Annotated in this window: 9 protein-coding genes, 1 tRNA gene and 1 pseudogene; 7 read left to right on the forward strand and 4 right to left on the reverse strand. The window is 41.2% G+C overall.

The features are described 5' to 3' along the window. The first annotated feature begins 16 nt into the window (after positions 1-16). From NMG48_RS01550 to NMG48_RS01575, 5 genes and pseudogenes are all read left to right on the forward strand, one after another. Positions 17-415 (forward strand): circadian clock KaiB family protein, encoded by a 399-nt coding sequence (locus NMG48_RS01550; RefSeq protein WP_271253708.1) that lies wholly within the window; start codon positions 17-19, stop codon positions 413-415. Continuing rightward, positions 390-3,161, forward strand: coding sequence for an ATP-binding protein (locus tag NMG48_RS01555; protein WP_271253709.1), 2,772 nt, complete (start codon positions 390-392; stop codon positions 3,159-3,161). Before NMG48_RS01550 ends, NMG48_RS01555 begins: the two co-directional genes overlap by 26 nt. A gap of 288 nt (positions 3,162-3,449) precedes the next feature. Further along, a pseudogene (locus NMG48_RS01560) lies at positions 3,450-5,586 on the forward strand (EAL domain-containing protein). A 222-nt stretch (positions 5,587-5,808) separates the two neighbouring features. Further along, positions 5,809-5,882, forward strand: a tRNA-Arg gene (locus NMG48_RS01570). A gap of 683 nt (positions 5,883-6,565) precedes the next feature. Continuing rightward, positions 6,566-8,164 carry a B12-binding domain-containing radical SAM protein gene (locus NMG48_RS01575; protein WP_271253712.1) on the forward strand — a complete coding sequence of 533 codons (1,599 nt, stop codon included), beginning with the start codon at positions 6,566-6,568 and terminating at the stop codon, positions 8,162-8,164. A gap of 139 nt (positions 8,165-8,303) precedes the next feature. On the opposite strand, the gene NMG48_RS01580 is transcribed toward NMG48_RS01575, so the two are convergent. Then, positions 8,304-9,758: a sugar transferase gene (locus tag NMG48_RS01580; protein ID WP_271253713.1), complete on the reverse strand. Its 1,455-nt coding sequence runs from the start codon at positions 9,756-9,758 to the stop codon at positions 8,304-8,306. A 348-nt stretch (positions 9,759-10,106) separates the two neighbouring features. On the opposite strand from NMG48_RS01580, the gene NMG48_RS01585 reads away from it, so the two are divergent. Then, positions 10,107-10,529: a hypothetical protein gene (locus NMG48_RS01585; RefSeq protein ID WP_271253714.1), complete on the forward strand. Its 423-nt coding sequence runs from the start codon at positions 10,107-10,109 to the stop codon at positions 10,527-10,529. Positions 10,530-10,768: 239 nt separating this feature from the next. Further along, a complete protein-coding gene (locus NMG48_RS01590; RefSeq protein ID WP_126386391.1) occupies positions 10,769-10,981 on the forward strand; it encodes a hypothetical protein in 213 nt (70 codons plus the stop codon). Positions 10,982-11,455: 474 nt separating this feature from the next. On the opposite strand, the gene NMG48_RS01595 is transcribed toward NMG48_RS01590, so the two are convergent. From NMG48_RS01595 to NMG48_RS01605, 3 genes are all read right to left on the reverse strand, one after another. Further along, positions 11,456-11,764 (reverse strand): DUF3155 domain-containing protein, encoded by a 309-nt coding sequence (locus NMG48_RS01595; protein WP_126390166.1) that lies wholly within the window; start codon positions 11,762-11,764, stop codon positions 11,456-11,458. Between the two features lie 216 nt (positions 11,765-11,980). Then, positions 11,981-12,433 (reverse strand): transcriptional regulator NrdR, encoded by a 453-nt coding sequence (gene nrdR, locus NMG48_RS01600; protein ID WP_126386392.1) that lies wholly within the window; start codon positions 12,431-12,433, stop codon positions 11,981-11,983. Positions 12,434-12,585: 152 nt separating this feature from the next. Next, on the reverse strand, positions 12,586-13,953 hold the full coding sequence (locus tag NMG48_RS01605) for a pyridoxal phosphate-dependent decarboxylase family protein (RefSeq protein WP_271253715.1): 1,368 nt from the start codon (positions 13,951-13,953) through the stop codon (positions 12,586-12,588). Positions 13,954-13,963 lie beyond the last annotated feature (10 nt).

Raw genomic sequence — 13,963 nt, forward strand, 5'->3', positions numbered from 1 at the left:
GTATAAGGCAATAATAATGACTGATCCAGAAGAATTAGAACTAACAACTACAGAGATTTTTGAGCGATCGCTTTCTCATTCAAAAGAGCAGCACTATATCCTCCGTCTTTACATCGCAGGGACAACGATCCAATCGGTGACGGCGTTACGCAATATTAAGAAGATTTGCGAAGAAAATCTCCAAGGACGCTATGAATTGGAAGTCATTGATATTTACCAACAGACAGAGAGTCTAGCATCTGAAAATATTGTCGCAGTTCCTACTTTAATTAAAGAATTACCATTGCCTTTACAAAGGATGATTGGCAATTTATCAAATACGGAAAAGGTTTTAATTGGTCTAGATCTTTTGTCGAAAGGGAATTTAGATATTACTGGAGAGGAAGATAATGGAAAACTCTCAAGCCCATCTTGAGATACTGCGTCAGGAAGTCGAGAGCTTACGGCAGCAATTGGCGGATACACAGGAGCGTCTAGCGGTAACGGAAGAAACGTTACAGGCAATTCGTTCGGGGGAAGTTGATGCGGTGGTGGTGTCTACATCGCAAGGGGCGCAGGTGTTTACATTGCAAGGGGCGGATTATGTTTATCAGTGTTTAGTAGAACAAATGGGTGAGGGGGCAGCAACGGTTTCTACGGAAGGTTTGATTTTGTATTGCAATAAACAGCTTTCAGAACTACTAAATTGTCCACTTAAAAATTTGATTGGTGCACAGTTAGAAAATTTTGTGGCTCCTCAAAATCGCAAAGAGTTTGGACTAATGTTGCAACAAAGTCAGCAAGAAGCAACGCTAACAATGGAGTTATCTTTGATAGGTTTAGTAGAAACTAAAGCCCAATATCAGGATCAGGATATTAGTAAAAACAAAGAAATACCCGTTAAGTTATCGCTGAAACAATTTAATCTTGATCAGCTTGTCGTTAATAGCATTGTGATTACGGATATTACTGAATCTAAGGTGAAGGAAGCAACAAAGCTTAACCAAATTCTGAAACGCGCGATCGCCACAATTACCAATTATCAATTTTATCCTGATTGCACTCGGGAGTTTGAGTACTGGTCTGATGGTTGCGAAGTCCTCTTTGGCTATACCGCCGCAGAATTAATGGCGGATCAAAATCTTTGGGCAAGTCGAGTTGAGCCTGAAGACTTGAAAATGCTTATTGCTCAGACCCTTGCCGCCTGTCAGCAAAATCAAAGTAGTAATAACATCGAGTATCGCTTCTATCACAAAAATGGCGATCAGCGTTGGCTGTCATCTTCTCAATTTATTAAATGGGATGAAACAAATCAATATTGGGATATAAATACAATTTTAACCGATGTTACCAAGCGTAAACAGATCGAAATTGCCTTACATGAAGAGAAAGAAAAATTAAGTTTATTTATCCAATATGCACCTGTGAGTGTAGCGATGTTTGATCGCCAGATGCGTTATCTTGCGGTCAGCCAATACTGGATAGATCTGTATCAACTTGGCTCTAGGGAAGCAGTGATGGGGCAATCGAACTATGAGGTCTTGCCGAATATTTCGGAGACTTGGCGACAAATCCATCAAGAATGTTTAGCAGGAGCAACGAGAAAATGTGAACAAGACTCTTTTATTCTGCCCGATGATTCCGAGAAATTATTGAAATGGGAAGTGCGACCTTGGCTTCAGAGTACGGGAGAAGTGGGTGGTATTTTGATTTTTGTAGAAGATATTACGGAAACAAAGAGACTAGAAGAACAATTTTATCATGCTCAACGCTTAGAGAGTTTAGGAACATTAGCTAGCGGTATCGCCCATGATTTTAATAACATTCTGACCCCAATTTTAGGTGTTACGCAACTGCTGCCTCTCAAGATTTCTAACCTTGATGAAAGTGTAGCCAATTTATTAACAATTCTCTCTAACAGTGCGCGGCGTGGCTCTGAGCTAGTCAAGCAAATTTTATTGTTTAGTCGCAATACTGAGGGTGAATATGCCATATTACAACTAAATTCTCTTCTTTTAGAGTTAATTGGAATTGCTAAACAAACCTTTCCTAAATCGATTGAGATCATCTCAGAAATACCTATTCAAAATCTCTGGAATATTTTGGCTGATGCGACCCAAATCCACCAAGTATTTCTGAATCTGATGATTAATTCTAGGGATGCCATGCCCGATGGAGGAGCATTGACAATTTGTGCTAAAAACCTGCAATTAGAGGAGGATAATGCGCTGATGAGTTTAGCCGCCAAAGCAGGGGAGTATGTGGTGGTGACGATGACTGATACGGGTATAGGGATTCCCGCAGAATTATTAACTCGTATTTTTGATCCTTTTTTCACCACAAAAGAAGTCGGCAAAGGCACAGGACTAGGACTATCGACGGTAATGGGAATTGTCAAACATCATGGCGGCTTTATCACCGTAGAGAGTGAAGTGGGCAAAGGTACAGAATTTAAGGTGTTCTTGCCAGCGATCGCAGGAGCAGTGAATCAGTCTAGCATCGAAGCATCAACTCCTAGAGGTAATGGAGAGTTAATCTTGATTGTGGATGATGAATCCGCCATTCGAGAAGTAACCAAGGCTACTTTAGAAAGCTATAACTATCGGACAATTTTGGCTAGTGATGGTATCGGCGCGATCGCCCTCTATGGAAAACATCAACAGGAAGTCAGCGTCGTAATTATGGATATCATGATGCCTAACCTCGATGGTGTGACGACCATTCATACCTTGAAAAATCTAAATCCTCTAGTCAAAGTTATCGCTACGAGTGGACTGATTGATAATCGTAAACTCGCTCTAGAGGCAAAGGCAACCACATTTTTGTTAAAGCCTTTCAGCATCAAGCAATTATTACAAACATTAACGGGAATCCTATCGCCCAATCAATCCGATCAATCCGATCAAATTCAAAGCGATCACCTCATGTCCATTGAGATAAATCCATCTCCTACACCAAAAGTAGAATTATCTAAAGAAATGATCGCCATAATGCCTCCTGAATGGTTACAGCAAATGCACGATGCGGCTTATTATTGCGATACTGAAGTAATGCTGGAATTAATTACTCAGATTCCATCTTCACAACAGGCGATCGCTCAAGTACTCAAAGATTTAGTCCTAGATTTTAAAACAGACCGCATTATGGAGTTAACTGAGGCTATAAACCCATTTCAGAATTAATCTTGGAGACTAGGATAGGCAGTGCTTTAGGCTTTAGGCTATCTATCCTGAATACTGGAATCTAAGTTTTTAAGCTCATAATGCTCTTGCGTTTCTGTAGTGAACTATACTAATGCGAGTTCAGAATAATTTGAAATTGACTTTGAGAGAGGGGTTGCTACGCAACCCCTCTCTCAAAGCCCAAAAGTAAAAGCCTTGCTACGCAAGGCTTTTACTTTTGGGCTTTTAAAATTTGCCAGCTTAATCCGAACTGACGTTATACTAGATATAAGAATCATAAACACCATAATGAATAGCGATCCAGTTACTAGTGATCGGGGCAATATTTTAGTTGTTGATGACTTACCAGACAACTTACGTCTGATTAGAGACGCATTAAGTGAACATGGATATAAAGTTCGTAGTGCCACAACTGGAGCAATGGCTCTTAGAGCCGCCGAGTCACCATTAACAGAATTAATTTTGCTGGATATCAAACTTCCTGATATGGATGGTTATGAAGTTTGTAGCCAATTAAAGTCTAGCGCTCGCACCGCAGATATTCCCATCATTTTTTTGAGTGCGCTCAATGAAACCTTCAATAAGGTGAAGGGGTTAGAGATTGGCGGCGTTGATTATATTTCTAAACCATTTCAAGTTGAAGAGTTATTAGCAAGGGTCAAAACCCATTTAACGATTCGACGACTCCAACAGAACCTTCACGAACAGAACTTGCGACTCATGGAAGAGATGCAAGAGAATCAGCGACTCAAAGATGTCTTCTTTGCGGAAAAAGAGTTAGCACAAGTCACCTTGCAATCTATTGGTGATGCAGTCATTACCACTGATGCTCATGGTAATATTCGATATTTCAATCCTGTTGCCGAACAGTTAACTGGTTGGAAAGCGGAGGAGGTGGAGGGAATATCACTATATACAGTTTTCCAAATTATTAATGAAACAACGCGAAAGCCTGTAGAGAATCCGATCACCAAAGCTCTGACAAAGGGGCAAATTGTGGGTTTGGCAAATCATACGATCTTGATTGCGCGGGATGGAACGGAATATGCGATCGAGGACTCGGCTGCACCAATTCGCGATCGCCAAGGAGTGATTATCGGTGCAGTAATCGTCTTTCATGATGTCACCGAATCTCGCAATCTTGCCAATCAACTCAGTTGGGAAGCTAGTCACGATGCCCTCACAGGTTTGACTAACCGTCGTGGATTTGAGCAGAAACTTGTCGATGCGATCGACTCTGTCCAAGATGGTAATCAGCACCATGCCCTCTGTTATTTAGACCTAGATCAATTCAAAGTTGTTAATGATACCGTTGGTCATATCGCTGGCGATGAGCTACTGCGCCAAATTACCGTCATTATTCAAAGAGGAGTTCGAGCAAATGATCTGCTGGCGCGTTTGGGGGGTGATGAGTTTGGGCTTTTACTCATGCAATGTCCCCTCTCTCAAGCTGCACAGATTGCCGAAAATCTGAAAGAATTGGTGCGTCAATTTCAGTTTGTGTGGAATAATAAAACCTTTATTATCGGTGTCAGTATTGGGGTAGTTGGCATTGATCAAACTAGCCAAGATTTAATTCAAGTTTTAGGGGCAGCAGATGCCGCTTGTTATGCTGCTAAAGCCGAAGGTCGTAACTGTGTCCATGTATATCGGATCGATGATTGTGAACTCATTAAGCAACGGGGCGAAAGGCAAGTTGTGTCTAAAATCAGTCAAGCTCTCAAAAGCAATCATTTCCGTCTCTACTACCAAAAGATCCGCTCGATATCTCCACAGCCAACAGCCGAGCATTATGAGGTTCTTTTGAGGATGCTCGATGAAGATGGGCCCTAATTCCTTCATTCCCTCTGCCGAGCGCTATGGCTTAATCACTGATATTGATCGCTGGGTCATCAGCACCTTTTTTGCGAATTATCATAATTTATCAGGGCAACAGGCTTTTACAGAAGGTTTGTATACGATTAATCTTTCGGGCGCGAGTATTTGTAACAATCAGTTTATGAGGTTTTTAGTCGGGCAGTTTCCACTTTACCAAGTCCCTCCAGAGATCATTTGTTTTGAAATTACTGAAACTGCTGCGATCGCCAACTTTGAGCAAGCTAGATATTTCATTAGCGAACTCAAAAAAATTGGCTGTCGATTTGCTTTAGATGATTTTGGCAGTGGTTTAAGTTCCTTTGCCTATCTGATGAATTTACCCGTTGATTACCTCAAAATCGATGGTGTTTTTGTGAAGAATATTTGTCATAATCCAATTGCCCAAGCGATCGTAGAAGGGTTTAATCGCATTGCCCATGCTATGAATCTCAAAACCATCGCTGAGTTTGTTGAAGATGAAGCAATTTTAAAAAAGCTACAAGAGATCGGCGTAGATTATGCGCAGGGGTATGTGATCGCTCGTCCCGTTCCGATTAACTTTAACTAAATGGTAGTCCTTTTATTGTGGTAAGGATGGGCGGAGCTTCGCGCCGCCCATCCTTACCTATTTAGCACTACCCGCAATTAAATATAAAATCCAAAAACCTGTGGTGCAAGCTGCGCTTGCACCACAGGTTTTTAGTCTGGGTTTTAATTATGCCCAACTACTTAGTATAATGAGGTTAACTTGCTATCGTAATTTAGTAGGCTAAATCAGACTCATTAACTAGGGAATGTAGCTCAGTTGGATAGAGCGAGCGCCTCCTAAGCGCTAGGCCATCGGTTCGATCCCGATCATTCCTGTTCTAAAGATAGGCAAAAATCCAGATTTAAAACCTGCGGTGCAGGTTTTAAATCTGGATTGTAATTAACGTGAGTTCGGGATAATTTGAAACGGGCTTTGAGAGAGGGTTTGCTACGCAAACCCTCTCTCAAAGGTAAAAGCCTTGCTACACAAGGCTTTTACCTTTGAGCTTTGAAAATTTGCCAGCTTAACCCAAACTGATGTTAATTGTGATTACTTGTTTGAAAATTGGGATATTCCGCATTACGGGTGGGATACCGTTAATGAAAGTTTTACTTAGGACATAAAATCCAAATAAATGAAGGCGGTACGAAGTGCTGCCTTCATTTATTTGGATTTTAGTTTGTCTTAGATATCTCTTTTGCTATATTGCTTTTTTGTAACGAAAAAGCTAAAAAGTATCTGTTATAGTTCAGATGTAATTTATTTTTAGCTCTATTTCTAAGATAAGCAAGAATTAATTAGATTTGAGTAATCACATATAACGTTGATCCGAGTATGTTTGCCAATGAGGATAAATATTCATGGCAAACATACTCGGATCAATCACAGCAAAGTTTTTTGGGTTTTCGTTTTGCATTAGGCAAAACGAAAACCTCTATATTTCTTCTAAAGGAAAAATTTAGGGGAACATTGGCTATTTCCGATCAATCGAAATTATATTTCTATATGGAGCATTGCCATGAAAGCCCTGTTGTTATACCCCCAGTTTCCTCAGTCATTTTGGTCTTATGATCGCGCGATGGCAATGGCTGGACTCAAATCCGTTATTCCTCCACTCGGAATTCTTACCGTTGCAGCACTCTTACCTCAAGAATGGGAGATTCGATTTTACGATCGCAATGTGGGTTTAGAAACGGATGCAGATTGGGAGTGGTGCGATCTGGTTATTCTTTCCGCAATGCTAGTTCAGAAGCCCGACTTTCATGCCCTAATCCAAAAAGCTGTGCGATCGGGCAAAAAAGTGGCCGTGGGTGGTCCCTATCCGACCTCAGTTCCTCAGGATGCCTTAGACTCTGGTGCAGACTACCTAATTCTAGATGAAGGGGAAATGACCGTACCAATGTTTCTCGAGGCATTGGCTCAAGGACAACATCAAGGTGTATTTCGCTCTATCGAGGACAAGCCTGATGTCACTACTAGTCCAATTCCCCGATTCGATTTACTGAATATTAATTCCTACTTTATGATGGCAATTCAGTTTTCGCGGGGATGTCCCTTTAATTGCGAATTCTGCGACATCATTAGCCTTTACGGAAGGAAACCGCGAACTAAAGAACCGAGTCAAGCCTTAGCAGAGCTACAAACTCTCTATGATTTAGGCTGGCGTGGCTCTTTGTTTATAGTCGATGACAACTTTATTGGCAATCAGCGCAATGTCAAACGCTTCTTGCGCGAACTGATTCCTTGGATGAAACAGCACAACTATCCCTTTACCTTTATCACGGAAGCATCAGTAAATTTAGCTGAAGACGATGAGATGCTACAACTGATGGTGGAGGCTCGTTTCTGGGCAGTTTTTCTAGGTATTGAAACTCCCGATCACGATAGTTTGCATGTTACTCAAAAAGTCCAAAATACTCGTAACTCCCTCGTAGAAGCCTGTGACAAAATCAATCAAGCTGGAATGTTAATTTTTGCAGGGTTTATTCTTGGATTTGATGGTGAGCGTACAGGTGCAAGCGATCGCATTCAAACATTTGTGGAACAAACCTCGATTCCTCAACCAATGCTGGGAATCCTACAAGCCTTGCCAAATACTGCCCTCTGGAGTCGATTGCAAAGGGAGAAACGATTAATTGAGAATGTCCATACCACAGCGACAGGAGATCAGAATGCTTTAATGAATTTTGTTCCTACTCGTCCGATCGCAGAAATCGCTAGAGAATATGTGGAAGGTTTTTGGAATATGTATGACCCTAAAAAATATCTCAGTCGATGTTTGCAGCAATGTATGAATATCAGCGTCCTCAATGGTTCTCAACAAACAATGAAACTTCCTTTGGGCAAAGAATTGCTGGTTTTTGCTCAGTTGATTTGGCATCAGGGTATCCGCCGTCCTGAAATTCGCGGACAGTTTTGGCAACAGTTATGGACAGTTTTACGCAAAAAACCTCAAGTTTTAAATATGTATTTGTTTCTTTGCTTGACTGGCGAACATTTTTGGGAATATCGCAGTGTTGCAAGACAAAGGATTGCTCAAGAGTTAGGCTACGATCTGCTCACAGCTTCGGAAATACCCGACAAGCCATTGGTAACAATTTCTAGCAGTAAGGCTTAGAGAGTGTGAGTTTGTGTTCCTAAGTAGCTGGATAAAACCCCAAAACCTGTGGCGCACGCTGCGCGTGCGCCACAGGTTTTGGTTCTGTTTTTTAATTACGCCTAACTACTGATCGAAGACAAGAACATGAATTGAGATTTTAATATGCACCTTTGCCGAATATCACTAGTCTGACTGTTTCTATCAGAATTTCTAGATCGAAGTTTAATGACCATCGATCTATATAAAACAAATCTAATTTTGCAACATCATCAATCGTATCTAAATCCGATCGCCCCGAAATTTGCCAGAGTCCAGTAATCCCCGGCATCACTAAATGACGTGTGTGATGCCAGCTAGTGAACCGTGCGACATCACGCACAGGCAAAGGACGTGGTCCCACTAAACTCATTTGTCCAAGCAATACATTAAATAACTGAGGTAGCTCATCGAGACTAGTACAGCGCAAAAAATGTCCTATGGGAATAATCCTTGGATCTCGCTCAATTTTAAACATCACACCATCAGCACTTTTGTTGAGATGCTCTAATTCAGCTTGGCGGCGATCGGCATCCATAAACATACTGCGAAATTTCCACATACGGAATACATGCCCTTGTAAGCCAATTCGCTCTTGGGTATAGAAAACGCTACCTTTAGAACTAGTTTTGATCGCGATCGCAATCACCACGAATACAGGTGACAGGACAATCAAGCCAATTAAAGCCGCAACAAAATCTAAACAACGCTTAAAGACATATTCCCAATTTGCCAAAAGTGATGGTTCAATCCGAATCATAGGCATAGAGGCAAAAATTTCAGGATTGCCCCGCCGATGTAGCAACATTAAACTCGATGGTACTAGCCTTAAACCAATTCCTGCATTGCGAAGTTGCCAATATAACTGGGAAGCTAGCTGCGTTTCGGGCAGCCCTTCGGCTATGACCTCCTTTGCCCCCGAACTCATAATTGCTTGAATGGAGTGGGAAGAATTAGCTAAAGAAGAAGCTAGCACTCCCACCACTCTATAACCTGTGCGTTTTTCAACAACCTTAGCCAAGTATGAAAGGCGATCGCTAGGGGCAATGATAAAAACAGGAGTATGGGTTCGGGCGATCGGAAACTGATCGAAAATCAGCGTCAGTAATAGCCGCAAGCCAATTATCATCACTACACTGCCAAGCCATGCTGGTAAAAAAAGCGATCGCGGCGCATCTACCTTAGGGTCGTAAAAGTAACAAACCACCAATGACGATAAATAGACACCACTAATAAATTGAGCTTGTTTTACATAGTTGCGCCATTGGGACTCACTTTTATAAAAATTGTGATAGGCAAAGCCTGTGACGATTACTGCCGCAAATGCCCAAAACAAACCCGTTAACCCTGCAAATTCTCCCCAATTTAGTTCTGGTGGCAAAGTTGAGAACGCTTGATTAAAATTTAGGGATACTTTCCAAACTATCCCCAAGCCCAAAATATCGCTCAAGATCAGTAATAGCGTTCGCAACCAATTAAGCTCAACCACATTCCATCGCTGGAAATAATTTCCTGCCCGAAGGTCACGCTTTATAGAACGCTTTTCGGTTGGTTGGCGATCGCTACTCACTCTCATCTTCCTCTTTGCTCTGACCCTGATTTTGCACTACAACAGATACTCTGTTAACTCCTGTGTATTATCTTGCCCAAATTTATGTAGTGGGTAGTCCTAAAAAGGAAAGGATTTATTGTGATAAGAATGGGCAGCGCTTCGCGCCGCCCATAGCACTACCTAGTAGTGTTATAGGCAATAACTAAAGGCTAATGAATAAAAGCTATTAGAGCCAATTTTTTGTGGCAAGGGTTTGCTGTGTCACAAAAAATTGACTCTTTGAACCCTTAGTCTCTGGCTATGAGTTTTGTCCAAGCTTTATGCTATTATCACTAAGGCAAAAAATACGGCTTTGGAGTCTTGATTCGCTCGATGAATACAGAAATTGCAGAAGATTTATTCACTCAAGGTTTAGAACGCTACAAACAAGGTGAATCTGCGGCGACCTTAATTCCTGTGTTTGAAAAAGTGTGCGATCGCCAACCCAAAGTTGCAAGTGGTTGGATTTGTCTGTCTTGGTTGTATTTGCTAGACAACAATGCCAAACTTGCTCTCAAAGCTGCCCAAAAAGCAGTCAAGATTGCTCCTGAAGATCCTCAAGGACGCATTAACCTTGCGATCGCCATGTTGGAATTGTCTCAAAAGGGTGTGCGCGAACAAATCGAAGCTGCTCAAAATTGGTTGATGATTTTGAAAGATATTAAGCCAGAGATTGTTGAGAATTTTGAAGAAGGTTTACGCCGTCGTCCAGACTGGAAAGCGCTTGAAAAGGTTAGAGATTGGGTACTCAACTAAAATTTCAGCGACGACTTTAAATGGTTATTAATATTTGTTAAAGCTAACTGTTTAAGTTAGGGATATAACTTTACCTAAACTCATATAACTTCATAACTATCATCACTTTGTCAGAAAAACTTAACACAGGTTTTTTGTCAAGAGTGCTAGGCTACCTAAATATAAGCGACTGATAAAGTTGTTAAATTTTTTTATTGCTGATAGTTGTACATCTTTGTATTGAAAAGGAAGTTAGTCCCATGATCTTAGAAAACGTCAGAGTCAAGCCCGATACCCGTAACCACAAAGGCTTTTTTGTATTGGAAGCTTCTTACAAATTGATTAATATTGATGGCAATGGTTGGGCATTGATTTGTTTAGATGATTATGCCTGTCATTACGTCGATCCTGACGATCTAAAGTTACCTAGAGGATGGAAAAAAACAACTAGTAACCAAGTTGTCAATGCTTAGCGATCATCTTTCTTTTTCCTCCCTATGCTGGATATTGAAAAATTACCGATTTTTAAAGACAAATTAATCATAAAAAAGAGCGAACAATGTTCGCTCTTTTTTATGATTAATTGCAATTCCTTTTATTTCTTTTAATCATAAAAAATCCAGAGGTAAGATGTCACCTCTGGAAGATGTAATAAAAAAGTTCAACAGTTAATATCTGTAGTGTTCAATAAAATCCCCACTTAGCAGTCGCATAAATAACCGTACAAATCTTAGATATACTTAGCCAGAAAATAAAAATAAATCGGGCTAAATATATTAGCTTTATTAGCGACGACTCCATAACCAAATCTACATTTGCACTATTTGTCACGATAAACACCGTTTTTAATAGAGACAAGTATTTATGATTATGTGTAGAACGCGAAGAAAGTAACACGGACTTTAATAGTGAGGCTTTTTATTGTTCTGTGATGAGTTGATAAAAATTTATCTAGATACAGCAAGTGCAACTTCTCTTTCTTCAGGCGGTTTTAGACTAGGGAACAAGAAGTGATTTTCTTCAACATACTGTGCTCCAAATAGTCCTTTCTCTGCCCAGAAGTATCGATCTGTTGTATGCTCGTTGCGTCTTACAAGCAACAGTGCTGGAGGAAGAATGCCATGGGTATGGATGTACTTACGTGCAGCCGTCACAGGCTTATCTTCACCGCTATCGATACTAAATTGAGGAATATGTTCTAGGATTTTGCGCCCTTCTTGGCGACGTCTACTCTTGCGCTTACGTCTCCTTGCCAAATCAATACCTCCTAATTTAGACCCTGAAATGCGATCGGGATTACAAAACATAGCTATTATAGCTAGGGTAAATAAAAAATTTCAACTTTTCTTTACAAATTTTTGTCAGTTGTCATTAAGTGTGCTTTAACCTGATACACTTTATAGACCATAAATGAGCTTATCAGCCTATAAATTGGGGATTTATCGCAATTTCAAAGATGTCAATGTAATTTACTACTTAGCGTCAAAGTGATTTAAAGCTTCGGCAAAATCCCGCACCCCACGAAACTGTCGATAGACTGACGCAAAGCGCACATAGGCAACTTCGTTAATATCTTGCAAATATTGCAAAACCATTTCACCAATCTCGACACTAGAGACCTGATGGCGATCGCGTGTTTGTAGTTGTGCTTCAATTTCATCGATGATCGATTCGAGGGTAGTCTGGGATACCCCAGTTTTCTCACAGGCACGGATCATGCCTCGCAATAATTTAGAGCGATCGAAGGACTCACTCACACCATCACGCTTTAACACGGTAATGGGTACAAACTCAATGCGCTCGTAGGTAGTAAAGCGACGCTGACAACTGAGACATTCCCGTCTGCGTCGAATACTACTGCCTGCCTCTGCCGAACGAGATTCTAAAACACGGCTATCGGTATGCTGACAAAACGGGCAGAGCATGACATATCTCAAATTTATGAATTATTGCTAGCTTAGGCTTTGTTTTGGACTGTCCCAGCTATTTATTAACTTTAAATTATAGTGAGTCATTCCAAAATAATTTTTGTTGAAAGTGTTGCTTTGCAACACTTTCAACAAATCAAAGACAAGGGCTAACCTGCATAGGGATGTAAAACGACGGCTTTGAGAATGCGATCGCCTTTCCATAGTGGTAAAGACAGCCATAATTTCCCTGCATCGATCCATTGTTGCCGCAGGAGTGCACTACTAAGGTTTGGATTATTAGATTTCAAACAGATAATATTTAGAGTTGGTTCACAGACTAGTTCTAATTCGGGTGATGCTTCTACCCATTGTCTCAAGTTATCGGATAGATCTAGCGATCGCTCGACGAGATAGCGACAACCCGAAATGCCCATCGCTTTTAGTGCCATCCACAGCTTCAGGCTATCGGTACGGCGCGTTCCCTGTAGGTTAAGATTTCCAAAATTGAGAGTGCGATCGTCCATATAGGGAAGTTCGCCATCAAAGCCATCGACAAGATGCTGCTTATCTTTGACGATGAGCATGGCACAGGTTCGCGCTACCCATAGCCATTTTTGCGGATTAAAGGTGATCGAGTCCGCAAGTTCACAGCCTTGAAATAGCGGTTGTAATTTCGGCGAAAAAATTCCTGCACCACCGTAGGCAGCATCGATATGAAACCAGCAGTCATAACGTTTAGCGATTTCTCCCACGGATTGAATCGCATCGACTGCGCCTGTAACTGTCGTTCCTGCGATCGCTGCCACAAAAAAAGGTTGTTTCCCTTGTCTAATTGCTTTTTGGATTTCCAGTTCTAATTCTTCGAGAATAATTTCACCCCGATCATTAGTGAGAACTCGCACTAAGTTCTCTTTGCCAACGCCGATTACATTCATCGCCTTCTCAAAGGAAGTATGGGCTGCATCAGAAACAAAGGCAACTAAATTATTCGCCTCGCCTACAGTCTTGCTCTGTGGTTGTTTCCAGTTTCTCGCTAATAATAGTCCCGAAATATTGGCGAGACTTCCCCCTGCGGTCAATGTACCAAAACAATCAGTTCCCATTCCAAAGAGATTCCCAAACCATTGCATCAGTTGTGCTTCCATTTCTGTAAATACGGGAGCGAGTTCATAACTGAGCATATTGTTGTTAATAGCCGAGATGAGCGCATCTGCCCAAATCGTAATCGCAGTAGGTACACTGTCCATATGTCCCATGTAGCGAGGATTTTGGAAATTGACAGTACGAGGCAAAACCTGCGATCGCACTTCGGCTAACAAGTCTGCAAGTTTATCTCCATGCTCAGGGATATTGATCTTAAAAGAGGATTCATCCTGAACGAAGGCTTGATTTTGTGTATCTAGAACCGAATCAACAATGAGATCGACAAAGGCATAGCCCAACTTGCGGATGTCTTCAAGATTAGAGCGATCGGGATTGAGAAAGTGGGAATCAAGAAAGTTTTGCGGTAAAAAATCGGGAGGGAAATCGGGCATTGTCGCAGTT

It is taken from the genome of Pseudanabaena sp. Chao 1811 (assembly GCF_027942295.1).
Classification (GTDB): domain Bacteria; phylum Cyanobacteriota; class Cyanobacteriia; order Pseudanabaenales; family Pseudanabaenaceae; genus Pseudanabaena.